Source organism: Streptomyces sichuanensis (assembly GCF_020328095.1).
GTDB classification, from domain to species: Bacteria; Actinomycetota; Actinomycetes; order Streptomycetales; family Streptomycetaceae; genus Streptomyces; species Streptomyces cinnamoneus.
Genome location: NZ_JAIXMK010000001.1, coordinates 261,062 through 277,872 on the forward strand (window position 1 = coordinate 261,062; position 16,811 = coordinate 277,872).

At 75.8% G+C, this 16,811-nt stretch carries 13 protein-coding genes and 1 pseudogene; 10 read left to right on the plus strand and 4 right to left on the minus strand.

The features are described 5' to 3' along the window. Nucleotides 1-2: 2 nt before the first annotated feature. From dhbC to LE181_RS01175, 5 genes are read left to right on the plus strand one after another with little or no spacing between them, the layout of a single operon-like run. Entirely contained in the window at nt 3-1,178 is a 1,176-nt protein-coding gene (gene dhbC / locus LE181_RS01155) for an isochorismate synthase DhbC (RefSeq protein ID WP_225658988.1), read from the plus strand. Next, on the plus strand, nt 1,175-2,845 hold the full coding sequence (locus LE181_RS01160; RefSeq protein ID WP_225658955.1) for a (2,3-dihydroxybenzoyl)adenylate synthase: 1,671 nt from the start codon (nt 1,175-1,177) through the stop codon (nt 2,843-2,845). Before dhbC ends, LE181_RS01160 begins: the two co-directional genes overlap by 4 nt. A gap of 18 nt (nt 2,846-2,863) precedes the next feature. Beyond that, the gene (locus LE181_RS01165) at nt 2,864-3,496 is read left to right on the plus strand and encodes an isochorismatase family protein (RefSeq protein WP_225658956.1); all 633 of its coding nucleotides are present in this window, start codon (nt 2,864-2,866) and stop codon (nt 3,494-3,496) included. 5 nt (nt 3,497-3,501) lie between these two features. Beyond that, nucleotides 3,502-3,732 carry a phosphopantetheine-binding protein gene (locus LE181_RS01170; protein WP_225658957.1) on the plus strand — a complete coding sequence of 77 codons (231 nt, stop codon included), beginning with the start codon at nt 3,502-3,504 and terminating at the stop codon, nt 3,730-3,732. Next, complete coding sequence (locus LE181_RS01175) at nt 3,729-6,371, plus strand: condensation domain-containing protein (protein ID WP_225658958.1); 2,643 nt, start codon at nt 3,729-3,731, stop codon at nt 6,369-6,371. Before LE181_RS01170 ends, LE181_RS01175 begins: the two co-directional genes overlap by 4 nt. 60 nt (nt 6,372-6,431) lie before the next feature. On the opposite strand, the gene LE181_RS01180 is transcribed toward LE181_RS01175, so the two are convergent. After that, nucleotides 6,432-7,238, minus strand: coding sequence for an HAD hydrolase-like protein (locus LE181_RS01180; RefSeq protein ID WP_225658959.1), 807 nt, complete (start codon nt 7,236-7,238; stop codon nt 6,432-6,434). A gap of 151 nt (nt 7,239-7,389) precedes the next feature. Here LE181_RS01180 and LE181_RS01185 point away from each other — a divergent pair, with 151 nt between their 5' ends. The 3 genes from LE181_RS01185 (at nt 7,390) to LE181_RS01195 (ending at nt 12,298) form a co-directional block, all read left to right on the plus strand. Then, the gene (locus LE181_RS01185) at nt 7,390-8,835 is read left to right on the plus strand and encodes a hypothetical protein (protein ID WP_225658960.1); all 1,446 of its coding nucleotides are present in this window, start codon (nt 7,390-7,392) and stop codon (nt 8,833-8,835) included. After that, nucleotides 8,832-10,256: a CoA transferase gene (locus LE181_RS01190; RefSeq protein ID WP_225658961.1), complete on the plus strand. Its 1,425-nt coding sequence runs from the start codon at nt 8,832-8,834 to the stop codon at nt 10,254-10,256. Before LE181_RS01185 ends, LE181_RS01190 begins: the two co-directional genes overlap by 4 nt. A 173-nt stretch (nt 10,257-10,429) precedes the next feature. Further along, nucleotides 10,430-12,298 (plus strand): DUF5107 domain-containing protein, encoded by a 1,869-nt coding sequence (locus tag LE181_RS01195; protein WP_225658962.1) that lies wholly within the window; start codon nt 10,430-10,432, stop codon nt 12,296-12,298. A 46-nt stretch (nt 12,299-12,344) separates the two neighbouring features. On the opposite strand, the gene LE181_RS01200 is transcribed toward LE181_RS01195, so the two are convergent. Both LE181_RS01200 and LE181_RS01205 read right to left on the minus strand, forming a co-directional pair. Continuing rightward, nucleotides 12,345-12,695, minus strand: coding sequence for a VOC family protein (locus LE181_RS01200; RefSeq protein ID WP_190110660.1), 351 nt, complete (start codon nt 12,693-12,695; stop codon nt 12,345-12,347). 10 nt (nt 12,696-12,705) lie between these two features. After that, entirely contained in the window at nt 12,706-13,536 is an 831-nt protein-coding gene (locus LE181_RS01205) for a class I SAM-dependent methyltransferase (protein WP_225658963.1), read from the minus strand. 181 nt (nt 13,537-13,717) lie between these two features. Between LE181_RS01205 and LE181_RS01210 the strand changes: the two genes are divergently transcribed. Together LE181_RS01210 and LE181_RS01215 are read left to right on the plus strand one after the other, a co-directional pair. Further along, complete coding sequence (locus LE181_RS01210; RefSeq protein WP_225658964.1) at nt 13,718-14,926, plus strand: aminotransferase class I/II-fold pyridoxal phosphate-dependent enzyme; 1,209 nt, start codon at nt 13,718-13,720, stop codon at nt 14,924-14,926. A gap of 84 nt (nt 14,927-15,010) precedes the next feature. Beyond that, nucleotides 15,011-16,015: an MBL fold metallo-hydrolase gene (locus LE181_RS01215; RefSeq protein WP_225658965.1), complete on the plus strand. Its 1,005-nt coding sequence runs from the start codon at nt 15,011-15,013 to the stop codon at nt 16,013-16,015. A gap of 7 nt (nt 16,016-16,022) precedes the next feature. Here the strand turns inward: LE181_RS01215 and LE181_RS01220 are convergent. Next, a pseudogene (locus LE181_RS01220) lies at nt 16,023-16,811 on the minus strand (hypothetical protein); the annotation flags it as partial.

Below are 16,811 nucleotides of genomic sequence, written 5' to 3' on the forward strand. Positions count from 1 at the left end.
GCGTGCAACCCGCGGATCCGACGGCCATCGTCGGCGCCGCCACCTCGCTGCTGGACGCCTACGAGCCGGGCCGCGCCCGCTTCTTCTCCTCGCCCACCCGCACCCTCCTCGCCCACGGCGTGCGGGCCGAGGTGCCGCACGGCGAGGCGCCCCTGCACCGGCGCGTCACCCGCACCCTCGACGCCGAACTGCTCGCGGGCAACCCCGCCCCGGTCGTCGTCGGCGCCGTGCCCTTCGACCACGCCGCCCCCGCCGTCCTCGCCGTGCCGGAGGCCGTCCGCTGGGCACCGGCGCTCGCCCGGGACCCGCTCGTCGCGCTCCCCGCCGCCGCGCCCGCCGCCGCCGACTGGGACGTCCGTCCCGTGCCCGAGCCCGCCGGCTACGGCAGAGCCGTCGCCGAGGCCGTACGCCGCATGCGGAGCGGCGAGTTCAGCAAGGTCGTCCTCGCCCGCACCCTGGAGCTCCGCTCCTCCCGCGACCTCGACCTGCCCACCCTGCTGCAGCGCCTGGCCCGCCGCGACCCCACCGGCTACACCTTCGCCGTGCCCTCCGGCCCCGGCCGCACCCTGCTCGGCGCCAGCCCCGAGCTCCTCGTCTCCCGGCGCGGCGGCAGGATCGTCGCCAACCCCCTCGCCGGCTCCACCCCCCGCAGCGCCGACCTCGCCGAGGACGTGCGCCGCGCCGCCGCGCTGCTGGAATCCGCGAAGGACCTCCACGAACACGCCGTCGTCGTGGACGCCGTCCGCGAGGCCCTCGCCCCCTACTGCCGCACCCTCGACGTGCCCGTCCGCCCCACGCTCGTACGGACCGCCACCATGTGGCACCTGTCCACGACCGTCGTCGGCGAACCGGCCGACCCCGCCGTCTCCGCGCTCGAACTGGCCTGCGCCCTGCACCCCACCCCGGCCGTGTGCGGCACGCCCACCGCCACCGCCCGCGACGTCATCGACGAGCTCGAACCCTTCGACCGGGGCGCCTACACCGGCATGGTCGGCTGGAGCGACGCGAGCGGCGACGGCGAATGGGTCGTCACCCTCCGCTGCGCCGAGGCCGAGGGGCGCACGCTGCGGCTGTTCGCCGGCGCGGGCGTCGTCGAGCAGTCCTCGCCGGAGGCGGAGACCGCCGAGACCGGCGCCAAGTTCCAGACGTTCCTGCAGGCCGTAGGGGTGGACCAGTGACCCGGTCGGCCAACGACGCGCCGGGCTACCCGGCGGAGTTCGCCGAGCGCTACCGGGCGGCCGGGTACTGGCGCGGCGAGACGTTCGGGCAGATGCTGCGCGAGCGGGCCGGGCGGCACCCCGACCGGGTGGCCGTCGTCGACCCCACCGGGACGGCACACGGCGAGCAGGCCCGCCGCTGGACCTACGGCGAACTCGACGTGCGCGCCGACCGCATGGCCGCCGGCTTCCTCGCACGCGGCATCGGCAAGGGCGACCGCGTCGTCGTCCAGCTGCCGAACGTCGCCGAGTTCTTCGAGGTGATCTTCGCTCTCTTCCGCATCGGCGCCCTCCCCGTCTTCGCGCTGCCCGCGCACCGCGACACCGAGATCCGCCACTTCTGCGCCTTCACCGAGGCCGCCGCCTACGTCATCGCCGACGTCGCCGAGGGCTACGACTACCGGCAGCTGGCCGGCCGGATCCGCGCCGGCGTGCCCACCCTCCGGCACGTCTTCGTCGCCGGCGAGCCGGGCGGGCACACCGCCCTCGCCGACGTCCCCGCCGACCCCGTCGTCATCGAGGACGCGCCCGCCCCCCACGAGCTGGCCTTCCTCCAGCTCTCCGGCGGTTCCACCGGCGTGCCCAAGCTCATCCCGCGCACCCACGACGACTACCTCTACTCGCTGTGGGGCTCCAACGAGATCTGCGGCGTCGACGAGCACAGCGTCTACCTCTGCGCCCTGCCCGCCGCCCACAACTTCCCGCTCAGCTCGCCCGGCACGCTCGGCGCCCTCTACGCCGGCGCCCGCGTCGTCCTCGCGCCGCGCCCCAGCCCGGACGTCGCCTTCCCGCTCATCGAGCGCGAGGGCGTCACCATCACCGGCCTCGTACCGCCGCTCGCCCTGGTGTGGACCGAGGCCGCGGCGGCCGGCGAGCACGACCTGTCCAGCCTCGACGTCCTCCTCGTCGGCGGCGCGAAGTTCAGCGAGGAGGCCGCCCGGCGGGTGCGGCCGGCACTCGGCTGCACCCTGCAGCAGGTCTTCGGCATGGCGGAGGGCCTGGTCAACTACACCCGGCTCGACGACCCCGAGGAGACCATCGTCACCACCCAGGGCCGGCCCATCTCACCCGACGACGAGATCCGCGTCGTCGACGACGCGGACCAGGACCTGCCGCCCGGGGCCACCGGCCACCTCCTCACCCGCGGCCCCTACACCATCCGCGGCTACTGGCGGGCCCCCGGGCACAACGCCGCGTCCTTCACCGCCGACGGCTTCTACCGCACCGGCGACGTCGTACGGCTCACCGCCACCGGCCACATCGTCGTCGAGGGCCGCGCCAAGGACCAGATCAACCGCGGCGGCGAGAAGGTCGCCGCCGAGGAGATCGAGAACCACATCCTCGCCCACCCCTCCGTCCACGACGTCGCCGTCGTCTCCATGCCCGACGACTACCTGGGCGAGCGCACCTGCGCCTACGTCGTGCTGCGCGAGGAAGCCGGGCCGGTCGGATCCGTTGCGATCAAGAAGTTCGTGCGCGAGCGCGGCCTGGCCGCCTTCAAGGTGCCCGACCGTGTCGAGTTCGTCGACGCGTTCCCGCAGACCGGCATCGGCAAGGTCTCCAAGAAGGACCTCCGCGCGGCCATCGCCGCCCGCCTCCGCGGCACCGCCGCCGCCACCCAGCCCTGAGAAAGGCCCCACACCACCATGGCGCTCCCTGCCATCGCCCCCTACCCCATGCCCACCGAGGCCGCCCTGCCCGCCAACAAGGTGGACTGGACCGTCGACCCGGACCGCGCGGTCCTGCTCGTCCACGACCTGCAGAACTACTTCCTCGGCGCCTTCGCGCCGGACGCCTCGCCCGTCACCGAGCTGCTGGCCAACGTCGCCCGGCTGCAGAAGGACTGCGCCCGGCTCGGCATCCCCGTCGTCCACTCCGCCCAGCCCGGCGGCCAGAGCGCCGCCGAACGCGGCCTCCAGCAGGACTTCTGGGGCCCCGGTCTGCCCGCCGACCCGCACGCCGAGGCCATCGCCGAGGAGGTCGCACCGAGCGGGGACGACCGGGTCCTCACGAAGTGGAAGTACAGCGCGTTCGTCCGCACCGACCTCGCCGAACGCATGGCGGCACAGGGCCGCGACCAGCTGATCATCGTCGGCGTGTACGCCCACATCGGCGTCATGATGACCGCTTGCGACGCCTGGATGCGCGACATCCGCCCCTTCCTCGTCGCCGACGCCGTCGCCGACTTCTCCGCCGAGGACCACGCGACGGCGCTGCGCTGGGCGGCCGCCACGTGCGCCTTCGTCACCACCACCGACCGCGTCCTCGAAGGGAAGTGAGCACCGTGGCCCTCACGCTCGAACAGATCCGCGCCGACGTCGCCGACGTCCTGGGCGAGGCCCCCGCCGACATCCCCGACGACGAGAACCTCGTGGACTACGGCCTCGACTCCGTCCGCATCATGACCCTCGTCGAGCGCTGGCGCCGCGAGCACGGCACCGAGGTCACCTTCGTCGACCTGGCCGAGAAGCCGGCCATCGAGCAGTGGGCACCCCTGCTGGGGGCCCGGGCATGACCCTCACGGCACTGAACCGGCCCGTCGGCGACGCCCCCTCCCGGCACCCGCTGCCGGCGGGGCTGCCGCTGACGGCCGCTCAGTCGGCCATGTGGGACGCCCAGACCCTCGACACGGCCTGCCCCGCCCTCACCACCGCCGAGTACCTGGACATCCGCGGCGACCTGGACCCGGACCTCTTCGCCGAAGCCCTGTACCGCACCGTCGCCGAGGCCGACGCCCTGCGCGTACGCCTCGTCGACACCCCCTCCGGGCCCCGGCAACTGCCCGTCGACCTCGGGACACCCGGCCACGGCTTCCCCCTGCACACCGCCGACCTGCGCACCGCAGGCGACCCGCACGCCGCCGCCCTCGCCTGGATGCGCGCCGACCTGGACGTCCCCTTCGACCTGGCCGCCGGACCGCTGTTCGCCCACGGCCTCCTGCGCGTCGGCGACCGGCGGTGGCTGTGGTACCACCGCGTCCACCACGCCGTCCTCGACGGCTACGGCCACTCCCTCGTCGCCCGCCGCGTCGCCGACGTCCACACCGCACTGGCCGCCGGACGCGAACCGGACCCGAGCCCCTTCGGGCGGCTCGCCGACCTCGTCGAGGAGGACACCGCCTACCGCGCCTCCGCCGCCCACGACCGCGACCGCGACCACTGGCTCCGCCACCTCGCCGGCCGCCCCGCCGCCCCCACCCTCGCCGGACGCGCCGCCCCGCCCTCGCCGGCCACCCTGCGCCACTCCGCACACCTCGACCCCGCCGCGAGCGCCCGGCTGCGCGAGGTGGCCGCCTCCGTCCGCGCCACCTGGCCCGACGTCCTCCTCGCCGCGCAGGCCCTCTACCTCGCCCGCGCCACCCGCAGCGAGGAGGTCGTCCTCGGCCTGCCCATGATGGGCCGCATGGGCTCGGTCGCCCTGCGGGTCCCCGGCATGGTCATGAACGTCCTGCCGCTGCGCTTCACCGTGCCCGCCGAGGCCACCTTCGCCGAGCTCACCCGCCAGGCCGACCTCGGCGTCCGCGCCGCCCGCCGCCACCGGCGCTACCCCCACGCGGACCTGCGCCGCGACCTCGCCGCCCGGGCCGGCGGTCGCGGCCCCGCCGGCCCGCTCGTCGGTCCCCTCGTCAACGTGATGCCCTTCGACTACGGGCTCACCTTCGCCGGAGCCGCCTCCGAGGCGCACAACCTCGCCGCGGGCCCCGTCGAGGACCTCAGCGTCAACGTCTACGACCGCGCCGACGGCTCCGGCCTGCGCATCGACTTCGACGCCAACCCCGCCCGGTACGACGCCGCCGAGGTCGCCGGCCACCAACGGCGCTTCCTCGACCTGCTCACCCGCCTCGCCGACGGAGACCCCCACCGTCCCCTGTCACAGCTCCCCCTCGCCACGGACGAGGAGCGCGAGCGCGTGCTGGAGGAGTTCAACGACACCGCGGTCGCCCTGCCCCCGACCACCCTCGTCGGCCCCGTCGAGGCCCGGGCCGCCCGCACCCCGCACGCCACCGCACTGATCACCGCCGACGGACGGCAGCTGACGTACGGCGGGCTCAACGCGCGGGCCAACCGCCTCGCCCGCCACCTGACCGGCCTGGGCCTGCGCCCCGGCACCCGGGCGGCCGTGGCCCTGCCGCCCTCGGCCGGCCTCGTCGTCGCGCTGCTGGCCGTGCTCAAGACCGGCGCGGCCTACGTCCCCCTCGACCCCGCACAGCCCGTGTCCGGCCCGCACGCCACCGCCCCCGTGTGCGTCCTGACGGACACCGCCACGCAGGCGGCCCTGCCGCACACCGCACCGCCCGCCGTCGTCCTCGACGACCCGCGGCTGACGGATTCCGTCGCCCGGCAGCTGCCCACCGACCCGGGCCGTGCCCTGGCCCCCCAGGACCCCGCGTACGTCCTGGAGGGCGTCGTCGTCCCGCACTCCGCCGCCGACAACCGGCTGCGCTGGCTGCAGGACGCGTACCGGCTGGAGCCCGGGGACCGGGTGCTCGCCGGCGTCGGCCCCGGCCTGTCGGCGTGCGAGGTGTTCTGGCCGCTGCGCGAGGGCGCCACCCTCGTCCTCGCCGCACCCGGCGCCCACCACGACCCGGCGAGCACGGCACGCGCGATCCGCGAACACGCCGTCACCACGGCCCACTTCGCACCGTCCGCGCTCGCCCTCTTCCTCGACGGGCTCGACGGGCTCGACGGGCTCGACGCGCCGCAGGCGGCCGCCCGCACCGGGCTGCGCCGCGTCCTGTGCAGCGGCGACGTCCTGGCCCACGACACGGTGGACCGCTTCCACCGCGCCCTGCCGGACACCGCGCTGCACCACCTCTACGGCCCCGCCGAAGCCGTCGGCATCACCCACCGCCGCTGCGCACCCGCTCCGCGCGATGCGCCCGTCCTCCTCGGCCGTCCGGTGTGGAACACCCGGCTCTACGTCCTCGACGCGGCAGGGCAGCCCTGCCCGCCCGGCATGGCCGGCGAGCTGTACGTCGCCGGTGCCCAGCTCGCGACGGACTGCCCGCAGCCGGAGGCCGGGCGCTTCACCGAGGACCCGTTCGGGCCGCCCGGCAGCCGCATGTACCGCACGGGCGACCTCGCCCGGTGGCGGGAGGACGGCGAGCTCGAACACCGCGGCCGCACCGGCGACGACCACCCCGTCGCCCCCTGACCCCGGCCTCGGCGGATGCCGCCGCCGAGGCCGGTCCCCCGGCACGGCCGGAGGGGGCGGTCACGCCGCCCCCTCCAGCAGGCCCGGCACGTCCGCGATCGAGTCGACCGTATGGGCCGTGCCCTTGGCCAGCCCCGCGGCGGCCTGGGCGGCGTACTTGCCGGTGCGCACCTGGATCGTGGTCGCCCCGATGCTGTTGCCGCCCGCGCCGTCCGTCGTGGCGTCGTCCCCGACGACCGCCGTCTGCTCGGGGGCGAAGCCCGTCGACGCGGCGGCCAGCCCGAAGTACTCGCTGGAGGGCTTGCCCAGCAGCCGGGCGGTGCGGCCCGTGCCGTACTCCAGGGCCGCGACGATGGCGCCGGTGTCGATGAACTCCTCGCCCTGAGGGGTGCGGTAGAGCGCCCCGCGCTGCAACGCGATCAGCTCCGCCCCCGCCCGCACCGCCCGGAACGCACGGTTGAGCAGGGGGTAGTCGAGCACCTCCTGGCAGTCGCCCACGACCACGTGCGTGGGGCCGGACTCCCGTGCGGGCCGGTCGGCGGCCAGGGACCGGCGGAGCTCCTCCGACATCAACGGCAGGACGCATGCCGAGGGAAAGCCCTCCAGCAACGTGCGCGCGGCCACGACCGGGGTGAACAATTCCTCCCGGCCGACCTCCAGGCCACAGGCCGACAGGCTCTCCAGCGTCGCCTCGACCGTTTTGGACTCGGTGTTGGTGAGGAAACGCAGCGCATATCCGCGGTCACGCAGGAGATTGATCGCCTCCCGGGCCCCTTCGATGGCGATACCGTGGTCGAAGATGGTTCCGTTGATGTCGATCAACAGCGCCCGAACCGCCGGGTTCGATTCCCTGACCTGAGAATTCACGGCCGTCTCCCGTCCGTCGGGGCGAAGGGGGATGGAGATCGGTAAACGATCGTACCCCGGCGGGCGGGAGCCCACGAGCCCTGCCATCATGAGAGCGGCCGGTCTCCTTTCGGGCCGGGCCGTGTGCATGCCGCACGGAAGGAGCCTCCATATGACTGCAGGCTTTGACCCGGCAAGGAACGACCGACCGTTCAGGCGTATCGGGCTCGCGGCGGAACACGAATCCCCGGAGAATCCGCACGGCTCCGAAGTCCGCGTCGCACTGACCCCGGGCGGCGTGGAATCCCTGGTCAGACACGGTTGCACCGTCGCCGTCGAGCGCGGTGCCGGCGCGGCGATGGGATACTCCGACGCCTCCTACCGTGCGGCCGGCGCCGCCGTCCAGGCGCGCGCAGACCTCTACCGGGGAAAAGACCTCGTCATCAAACTCAAAGGTCCCGCCCACCACGACCTCGCACGCATGGATCCCGGTTCGAGCCTGCTCTGCATGGCCCATGCGCAGTCCATACCGAAAAGAGTCGCCGTCGCCGACGCGCATGCGGTGAACCTCATAGCGATGGAACTCATCAGGGAAAGTCCCGAACTCCTCACGGATTCCTACATTCGCAGCCGGCTCGCCATGGAGAAGATATTCGCCGGCCTCGACGGGCATTCCTCGCCGCAGGTGCCCGACGCCTGCTCGGTCGCCTTCGTCGGATTCTCCGCGGACGCCTTCGGGGCGGTCCAGTACGCCGCCCGGTGCCGGCCCCGTTCCCTGCAGGTGCTGCAGAGGCGCGCGGCAGGAGCCGGCGCCGCCGCCCGCGGGGCCCCCGGACGCGATCCCGCACTGCTGACCGTCGGCGTCGACGAACTGGCGGAGATCGCCGCCGGCATCCCGCCCCCGCACATCGACGCGCACCGGGCCGCGCAGGCCCTGAAGGCGTTCGGCAAGCGGAGGATCCAGTGCCTGCACGAGACCGGGCGGGCCGGGGCCCTCTTCGGCATCGACCTCGCGCTCGCGCGCAACCGGCACCTCCACGGCCCCGCCTGCCTGCGCACCACCATCCTCGGCTACGGCAACGTCGCCTTCGGCGCCCTCGACGAATGCCTGCGGCACGGCGTCCCCACCGTCGACATCCTCACCAGGCGGGCCACGGAACGACCCCGGGTGCAGCGCTACCTGCGCAACAGCGACCTCATCATCAACGGCGTCGAACAACCCCCGCAGGTCCGCGGCCGGTCCTACATCATCACCGACAACGACCTGCGGACCGTGCTGCGCCCCGGCACCGTCGTCGTCGACCTCGTGGGCGGCTGCGCCACCAACCGCACCGCCGTCGAGCCCATCGTCGAGTGCACGTACCCCGCCGACCCGTACACCGTCCGCAACGGCGTCTGCCTGGCTTCGGTCTGGGGCTGGCCCCTCATGGGATTCCAGAAGGAATCCGTCGAGTGCTACAGCCGGCAGATCGTCCAGGTCCTGCTCCACGACGAGCAGTTGATCAACGGGCTGGGCGCCGCGCCCCCCGGCATCCTGCAGGCCCTCGTCGCCGGACCGGCGCTGCGCCGCAGGCCCTCTTCCCAGCAGATGGCACTCAGTGCCACACTCGGAGGATGATCAAGCGAGCCACCGAGGCCACGGACCACGTCTGGGCGCTGCTGGGCGGTGATCCCGCGCTGACGGCCGCCGTCGAGTACCGCGGTCCGGGCGGCACGCTCCACGCCCGGCTGCCCGTACGGGAGATGGCCCGCTCGACCGTCGCCGTCTGCGCGCTGGCGGCCGCCGAACTCGCGACGGCCCGCCGCGGAGGGGGCACCCTGCCGGCCGTGCGCGTCGACGACGCGGCCGTCGCCACCGCGTTCGTCAGCGAACGCCACCTGCGGCTCGACGGACGGGCGGCCACCGTGTTCGCCCCGCTGTCCCGGTTCTGGCGCACCGCGGACGGATGGCTGCGCACCCACGCCAACTACCCCCACCACCGCGCCCGGTTGCTCGCCGGGCTCGGAGTGCCGGAGCAGCCGGACGGCGTGGACGACGACGTCCTCGCGGAGCGCGTCGGCGCCCGGCTCGCCGCCTGCCGGGCGGCCGAGGCGGAGGAGGCCGTCCACGCCGCCGGCGGGCTCGCCGTCGCCGTGCGCACCCCGCACGAGTGGGCCGTCCATCCGCAGGGCGCCGCCGTCGCGCAGCGGCCGCTGCTCGGCCTGGAGCGGATCGCGCCCGGGCCCGTGCGGGCCCTGGCCGGCGGGCCGGCCGGGCTCCCCGCCGCGGGGCTGCGCGTCCTCGACCTGACCCGTGTCATCGCCGGGCCCGTCGCCACCCGGACACTCGCCCTGCTCGGCGCGCACGTCCTGCGCGTCGACCCGCCGTTCCCGCCGGAGAGCCAGGACGCCCACAACGACACCGGGTTCGGCAAGCGGTCCACCACGCTCGACCTCGGGCGGGCGGGCGACCGGGCCGCCTTCGACGCACTGCTCGACACCGCCGACGTCGTCGTCACCGGCTACCGGCCCGGCGCGCTCGACCGGCACGGCCTGTCGCCGCAGGCCCTGGCCGAGCGGCGGCCCGGACTGGTCATCGGGCAGCTGAGCGCCTGGGGCACCTACGGGCCGTGGGGCGCGCGGCGCGGCTTCGACAGCCTGGTACAGGCCGCCGGCGGCATCGCCGCTGCCGAGGCCGGGGCCGACAGCCTGCCCGGGGTGCTGCCCGCGCAGGCCCTCGACCACGGCACCGGCTACCTGCTGGCCGCCGCCGTGCTGCGCGCCGTCACCGAACAGCGGACCGCGGGAGGCACCCACCTGGCGCGGCTCGCCCTCGCGCAGACGGCGGCCTGGCTCGTGCGGGACGTGGGACGGGACGCGGACCCGGCCCCCGGCGCGCACGAGGCCGCCCCGCGGCTGGCCGAACGGACCGGGGAGCTCGGGCGCTTCCGGTACGCGCGCCCGCCCGTCTCCTTCGAGGGGTCGCCGGACGACTGGGCGCGGCCGCCCGGGCGCCTGGGCGCGGACGCGCCGCTGTGGGCCGGGGCGGGCGCCGCATGAGCCACGGACCGGGCAGCCGGTCGGGGCGCTCCTGAGGGGCGCCGCACAGCACGCCCACGCCCCGTCCGGGGCCCGCTCCACCCCCGCCCGCCTGCGGTTTCCCGGCGGGCGGGCCGGGGAGAGTCATCGAGGCGCCGCGCAGGGCGGCCCGTTCGAGAAGCCGAGGTTCTTTCGTGGCCACGACCATCCGCCGAGCCGTCCTCACGCTGCCCGCAGCGTCGCTCGGTCCCGAGAATCCCCTGCCCCCGCTGGCCGCGCCGCGCGACGTGCACGCCGGCGTCCGGCACGCGGACCTGCCGGGCGACATGGCCCGGCAGATGCGCTACGCGCCGCTGCGCTCGTTGCTGCCCGTGCGGCGCCGGGACGACTACGGGCGCGAGCGGGTGCCGGCCGACGTCGACGCCGTCGTGCTGGAGAACGACCGGCTGCGGGTCACCGTCCTTCCCACGCTCGGCGGGCGGGTGCACTCGCTGGTCCACAAGCCGACCGGTCGCTCGCTCGTCTACAGCAACCCCGTCCTCCAGCCCGCCGGATTCGCCCTCAACGGCGCCTGGTTCTCCGGCGGCATCGAGTGGAACACCGGCGCCACCGGCCACGGCACCCTGTCCGTCGCACCGCTGCACGCCGCCCGGGTGCCGGCCCCCGACGGCGGCGACATGCTCCGCCTGTGGGAGTGGGAACGACTGCGCGACCTGCCCTTCCAGGTCGACCTGTGGCTGCCCGACGGCTCCGACTTCCTGTACGCCGGCATCCGGGTGCGCAACCCCCACGACCGGCCCGCGCCCGTCTACTGGTGGTCCAACACCGCCGTGCCCGAAGGCCCCGGCACCCGCGTCCTGGCCCCCGCCGACGCCGCCTGGCACTTCGGCTACGAGCGTTCCCTGCGACGCGTCCCGGTGCCGGAGTGGGACGGCGCCGACCGCACGTACCCGCTCGGCTGCGAGGGCCACGCCGACTACTTCTACGACCTCCCCGACGGCGAGCGGCGCTGGATCGCCGCGCTGGACGAGGACGGCCACGGACTCGTCCAGACCTCCACCGACCTCCTGCGGGGCCGCAAGCTGTTCCTGTGGGGCACGGGGGAGGCCGGCCGGCGCTGGCAGGAATGGCTCACCGAGCCGGGCACGGCCGGATACGCCGAGATCCAGGCCGGACTCGCCCGCACCCAGCTGGAGCACGTACGGCTGGAGGCCGGCGGCGAGTTCGCCTGGCTGGAGGCGTACGGACCGCTGGCCGCCGCTCCCGCCGCCGTGCACGGCAGCGATTGGCGGGCCGCGTGCTCCGAGGTCGCCGGGCGGCTGGAGGCCGCGCTGCCCCGGGCCGGGGTCGACGCCGCCCACGCCGCGTGGCGGCCGTACGCCGACCACGAGCCCAAGGAGTTCCTGGCCACCGGCTCGGGCTGGGGCGCCCTCGAAGTCGAACGCGGCGGGCTCACCCTGCCCGGTACGCCCTTCCCCGCGACGACGCTGGGCGAGGAACAGCAGCCCTGGTTGGGGCTGTTGCGCACCGGATCCCTGGGCGAGGAGGGGGCGGAGCCCGGCCCCTCGCTCGTCTCACCCCGCTGGCGCGAGCTGCTGGAGACCGCCCCGCCCGGCCCCCGCACCGCCTACCACCTGGGCGTCGCCCAATGGCACGCCGGCGACCGCTCCCAGGCCGTCCGCAGCTGGGAGTGCGCCCTGCGCTCGGGCATGACCTGGCCGGCGCTGCGCGCCCTGGCCGCCGCCGACGCGGAGACCGGTCACCCGGAGCGGGCCGCCGAGCGGTACGCGCGCGCCGTCGAGGAGGCCCGCGGCGCCTCCCGGCCGGCCAGGGCCGCGCTGGCCCGCGAGGCGATCACCGCGCTGCTGGCGGCGGGACGCGCGGACGACGCGGCCGCCGTCCTGGAGGGCCTGCACCCCGCCACCCGGCGGCAGGGCCGCTTCCGGCTGCTGCAGACCCGCATCCTGCAGGCGCAGGGACACGACGCCGCGGCGCAGACCCTGTTCGACGAGGGCTTCGACGTGCCCGACCTGTGCGAGGGAGAGGCCCCGCCCCGGCCGTGACCGGTGGGCGCCGGACGGGCATGTGCCCGCCCGGCGCCGCGCCCCCTCAGGCCGCCTTGCGGTCCACGTACTCGAACACCGACCCGTCCGGGTGGCGGGCCACCAGGTTGCGGCCGATCGGCGTCGGGACGGGGCCCGCGATGATGTCCGCCCCCACCGCCCGGAGGTCGGCCAGGGCCTCGTCCACGTCCGTGACGGCCACCGTCGCCGTGATCTTCCGCAGGATGGAGAGCTCCGCCTCCGGCCCGCTCATCAGGAAGAAACAGCCGACCGCCGCCACCGACACCCCGCCGCGCCGGAAGCGCAGCGCCTCCTGGCCCGTCAGCCGTTCGTAGACCGCGATCGACGCTTCCAGATCCCCTACGCACACCCTCAGCGAAGTCCCCAGAATGTTCATGCGGGCCAGGCTAGTTGACCCGGCAGAGCAGCTCGCCGTTCAGCACCGCGAACCACCCGTCCTCGTGTCGCCCCCACTCCCGCCACGCCCCGGCTATCGCCTCCAGGCCCGCCCGGTCCGTGTGCCCGCCGCCGACCGCGAGGCCGGCGTAGGGGGAGGAGAGCGTCCGGTCCGCCCACAGCCCGCTCCACCAGGCGCGTTGCTCCGCGTCCGCGTAGCACCAGGTGCCGACGGAGGGGGTGATGTCCGTGAAGCCTGCCCGCAGGGCCCAGGACAGCAGACGGCTGCCGGCGTCCGGCTCCCCGCCGCCCGCGCGGGCCACGCGCACGTACAGGCGCTGCCAGTCGTCCAGGCCGGCCACGCGCGGGTACCAGGTCATGGCCGTGTAGACCACGTCGCGGACGGCCACGACGCCACCGGGCCGGCACACCCGCCGCATCTCGCGCAGCGCCCCCACCGGGTCGTCGAGGTACTGGAGCACTTGATGGGCGTGGACGACGTCGAACGAGCCGTCGGGGAAGTCCAGCGCCCGGACGTCACCGGTGGTGAAGTCCACGTTGTCCACGCCGCGTTCGGCCGCCGCCGCGCGGGCCCGCTCCAGGATGCCCGGCGCCGCGTCCAGGGCGGTGACGCGGCCCTGCGGCACCAGCGCGGCCAGGTCGGCCGTGATGCTGCCCGGGCCGCAGCCGATGTCCAGGACCCGGTGGTGCGGGGCCAGCTCGGGCAGGAGGTAGCCGGCCGAGTCGGCGGCCCTGCGCCTGCCGTGCGAGCGCAGGACGGACTCGTGGTGGCCGTGGATGTAGACCGGCGGACCGCCGGCCGCGTTCGGTTCCTCGGGCATGGGGAAGACTCCCTTCGCTGCTGCGTGCAGAGGTGCTTTCACCGTACGCATCCATCTCGCATGGCGAGAGTCCCGTCTTGGGATGCGGACGCCCCGTCACCCGCCCGCCCGTGTCGGACCGCCGCGCCACCCCTGATCTGCGAAGGTGGACGGAGGACCGCGGGGACGGAGGTGCACACGGATGCAGCAGGGCTCCCCGGCACTCGCCGCCCTCCCGGCGCCCGAGCGCGGCCTGCCCGTCCTGCCCGGACTCGTCGAGCGGCTGGCGGACGGCGCCGCGCACTCCCGCCCCGAACCCGTCGGCGGCGGCGAGGGGCTGCGCACCGCTGCCTGCGCCTACTGGGCGCGCCGCGGCCTGCCCACCGCCCCCGAGCACGTCCTCGCCGCCCCCGGCGTCCAGCCGCTGCTGCTGGCCCTGTTCGCCTCGGCCGGCGGCGAGGTGCTGCTGACGCGGCCCTGCGCCGCCTGGTACGCGCCGCTCGCCCGGCTCGCCGGGCGGCTCGCCTACCACGTGGCCGTGCCGGCCGAGTGCGGCGGCGTGCCCGATCCGTTCGCGCTGCTGGAGACGGTGCGGCGCATCCGGGCCGAGGGCGGGCGGCCGCGCTTCCTCGTGCTGTCCGTCGCCGACGACACCACCGGAACCGTCGCCCCGCCGGAGGTCCTGCACGAGGTCTGCGAGGCCGCCGCGGCCGAGGAACTGACCGTCGTCAGCGACGAGACCTGGCGCGACACCCTGCACGACCGGCACGCCACCGTGTTCGTCGGCCCCGCCGAGATGTACCCCGACCGCGTCGTCGTCCTCACCGACCTCGCCGGCCCCCTCACCCCGGCCGTCTGGCCCCTGGCCGTCGCCCGGTTCCCCGCCGGGGGCACCGGGCCCGCCCTGCGGGCCCGGGCCGCCTCCCTGCTGACGGCCGTCCGGGCCGAACTGGCGCCGCCGCTGGCCGCCGCCGCCCGCTGGGCGCTGACCGAACCCGAGCCGGTGCGCGCCCGGGCCGCCGCGGCGGCCCGGCTGTACGGGGCCCTGGGCGCCGCGGCCCGGGAGCGGCTGGACGCCGCCGGGGTGCTGTGCCGGCCGCCCCAGGCCGGGCCCCACCTCTACGCCGACCTCGGCGAGCTGCGCGAGGCGCTCGCCGAGCGCCGCGTCACCGACTCCACCGAGCTGGAGGGCTACCTCGGCGCCGTGCTCGGACACCCCGTGCCCGGCGGGCACCGGTTCGGCGACGCCCCCGACGCCCTGCGCGCCCGCTTCTCCGTCCTGCCGTTCCTGGGCGGCCGCGACGAGCGGCGCCGCGCGGCCCTGGACGCCCCCGATCCGGCGGCGGAGCCGGATGTCGCGGAGGCGTTGTCCACTTTTGGATCGGCGTTCAGTGAACTCGCGGCCGTCTGACCTACCGTCGGTCGGTGAGCGTGCCCCGCGCGGGCCCGCCGCCCGCACCGCCGCGGTTCCGGTTCCCCACGAATGGAGCCCCAGATGACCGAACAGACCGAGCGCCCCCTCGCGGAGCCGCGTCCCCTCGGTGAGATCCGCACCTGGCCCCGGTCGTTCGCCGACCGCCTCACCGCGCCGCTGCCGGGCGTGCGCACCCTGGCCCGCCTCGCCCGCGAGGGCCGGCTGCGGCCGGGCGCCGAGGCGCTTCTGGAACTCGCCGACCTGCCCGTGCGGCCCGGCCCGCTGCCCGTCGTCGACGCCGGCGCGCTCGCCGTCACCTGGGCCGGCCACGCCAGCTGGGTGCTGCGCGTGGGCGGCCTGACCGTGCTGACCGACCCCGTCTGGTCCCGCCGGATCCTCGGCACCCCCGCCCGGGTGACCCCCGTCGGCGTGGCCTGGGAGGACCTGCCGAGGATCGACGCCGTCGTCATCAGCCACAACCACTACGACCACCTCGACGCCCCCACCCTCAAGCGGCTGCCCCGCGACACGCCCCTGCTCCTCCCGGCCGGCCTGGCCGGCTGGGCGCGCCGCCGCCGCTTCACCCGGGTCACCGAACTCGACTGGTGGGAGGCGGTGGAGCTGCCGGGCCCGGCCGGCCCCGTCCGCTTCGACTTCGTCCCGGCCCACCACTGGAGCAAACGCACCCTCACCGACACCTGCCGCTCGCTGTGGGGCGGCTGGGTGCTCACCGCGCCGGACGGGCGGCGCGTGTACTTCGCGGGGGACACCGGCTACGGCTTCTGGTTCGAGCGCATCGGCCGCCGCTACCCGCAGATCGACGTCGCGCTGCTGCCCATCGGCGCCTACGACCCGCGCTGGATGCTGGGGCCGGTCCACACCGACCCCGAGGAGGCGGTACGCGCCTGCCGGGACCTGGGCGCCCGGGTGATGGGACCCATGCACTGGGCGACGTTCCTGCTGTCCGCCGAGCCGCCGATGGAGCCGCTGCGGCGGGTGCGGGCGGCCTGGGAGGCGGCGGGTCTGCCGCGCGAGGACCTGTGGGACCTGCCGGTGGGGGCGTCGCGGGTGCTGTCGCCGCTGTGAGCCCGGGTCAGGCGCTCCACGCGAAGGTGAAGCGGCCGCCGCCGTGCGCGGTGCAGGTCAGGCCCGAGGGGAAGCGGCTGGCCCGGGTGTCGACGCCCACGACGCCGCCGGCCTCGTCGTAGGTGAAGTACACCGAGCCGTTCGCGAGCACCTCCCCGTCGCCCTGCTCGCCCGCCTGGACGATCAGCTGGACGGGCACGCCCTCGCGGATGGCGACGTCCCGGGCGGCACCGCCGGATTCCACGCGCGTGTCGAGCCCGTCCTGCCGCCGCAGGAACCGCAGCACGACGGCCGTGCCGCGGGCGGCCGCGAAGTCCACCCGGGCCGTGCGGCCCTTGGGCCCGTCGGGCACGGCCACCGCCAGGCTGTGGAACCCGCCGGCGGCCACCAGCGTGACGGCGGCGCTCCCGGCCGCCGTCAGGATGCCCGAGACCTGGCCGTCCCCGTCCTTCCCGGCGCCGAGCAGCATGCCGTCCCGGGTGACGGCCAGGCTGTGCAGGTACCCGGCGGCGATCGCGGCGATGTGCCGGCCCTGCGCGGCCCTGAGGATGCCCGACACCTGGTGGTTGCCGTCCCGGCCGGCCGCGAGCAGGCGGCCGTCGTCGGTGAGCGCCAGGCTCTGCAGGGCGGCGGCGGAGACGGCGACGACCTTCGCCCCCCGGGCCGCGGCCAGGATGCCGGACACCTGCCCGTCCTCGTCCCGGCCGGCCGCCAGCAGCCGGCCGTCCCGGGTGACGGCCAGGCTGTGGAAGTCCCCGGCCGCGACGGCCGCCACCGGCTCGTCGCGGGACGCGGC